Source organism: Escherichia sp. 94.0001 (assembly GCF_013369155.2).
Lineage (GTDB): Bacteria > Pseudomonadota > Gammaproteobacteria > Enterobacterales > Enterobacteriaceae > Escherichia > Escherichia coli_F.
Genome location: NZ_JABWMS020000166.1, coordinates 1 through 1,395 on the forward strand (window position 1 = coordinate 1; position 1,395 = coordinate 1,395).

At 48.7% G+C, this 1,395-nt stretch carries 1 protein-coding gene; it reads right to left on the minus strand.

Annotation, left to right across the window (positions count from 1 at the left end; all coding sequences use genetic code 11):
• Positions 1-276 precede the first annotated feature (276 nt).
• Positions 277-1,302, minus strand: coding sequence for an IS110 family transposase (locus HEN33_RS24945; RefSeq protein WP_000868863.1), 1,026 nt, complete (start codon positions 1,300-1,302; stop codon positions 277-279).
• Between the last annotated feature and the right edge of the window lie 93 nt (positions 1,303-1,395).

Sequence of the window (1,395 nt, forward strand, 5' to 3'; positions counted from 1 at the left end):
CATATATGGACGCTCCCGGAATGCAATGCTTTCTTCAGTTATGTAATAAAACGGGTAGGTGCAGCCATATATCCGGTTTCTGATGGGATTTTTATCCCGAACCATGATGAAATCCGCCAGGCAGGTACCAATCATCCTCTACGGGCTAACTTGCCCTTGTTACCTCTCGGTGTATCCTGCCTGCGGTCTTACCTGTTTTGCCATCTTCTGAAGTCACCTGCACCTACCAGGACGTTAACTTTTTTTCAGCACCTCGTCAGATTGACTGACCTTGTGTCAGGCGAGCTGCCGAGGTTGATATTCAGTATTGTGTGACAACATTGACCACATGATCCTCGCTGTTTTTGCCGCCATGGCGACAACAGCTACATTGTAGTGCTTCCGCTCAAGGAGTCCCTGAAGCCAGGAATTCTCCTCAACCGCACCGTTTCGGTTGACCCAGGCGGTAAGTGCGCGTGCGCCGTGAACCAGCAGGTATCGGAAATATCCATCTCCACGTTTGCTGATCCCTCCAAGTTGCTGTTTCCCGCCGCTGGAATGTTCCTTTGGTGTCAGCCCCAGCCATGAAGCGAACTGCTTTGCGGTACTGAATTGTCGGGCATTACCCACTGCTGCTACCACATAAGTGGCCGTTAGCATGCCAACCCCCGGGATCTTGGCCATTCTCTGGCAGGCTTCCTGCGTTCTATACCAGGAGGCCAGAGCTTCTTCTACCTGTTTAACTTGTTCTTCAAGTTCCCGGATATGTTTAGACTGTCTGTAGATGCTGGTTCTGACAAAGGGAGATAAACCATTTTCGCCATCCTCCAGAATGGCTGGCAGCTCACGTGTTAAATGGCTTTGTCCGGCCGCAATCGTAATACCAAACTCAGCAAGTGTGGCTCTTAAACTATTGGCACAGGCAATCCGCTCACGGATAAGTATTCCCCGTTCAGTGTGTAACGCTAAAACGGCCTGCTGCTCTTCGGTTTTTATCTGAACAAAACGCATATTCGGGCGGGTTACCGCTTCGCAGATTGCTTCAGCATCTGCTGCATCCGTCTTGTTCGTTTTCACATAAGGCTTCACATACTGTGGAGGTATGAGTTTTACCTCATGACCATAGCGGGTGAATAATCGCGCAAAATAATGACTGGATGAGCAGGCTTCCATGCCAATCAGACAAGGTTCCAGTTGAATCACAAACTGAACAAACTTAGCCCGGGTGAGCTTTTTACGCAAAATAGTATGGCCTTCATGATCGACACCATGAAGCTGAAAAACGTTCTTTGCCAGGTCGATACCAAGAGTTGATACTTTCATGTGGACGCTCCTAATTTTTCAGGACGTATTGCAACGATCCAGTCTGGTACTTTGATACCGTAAAATCTGGAGCGTCCATCTCATTATCCCTGT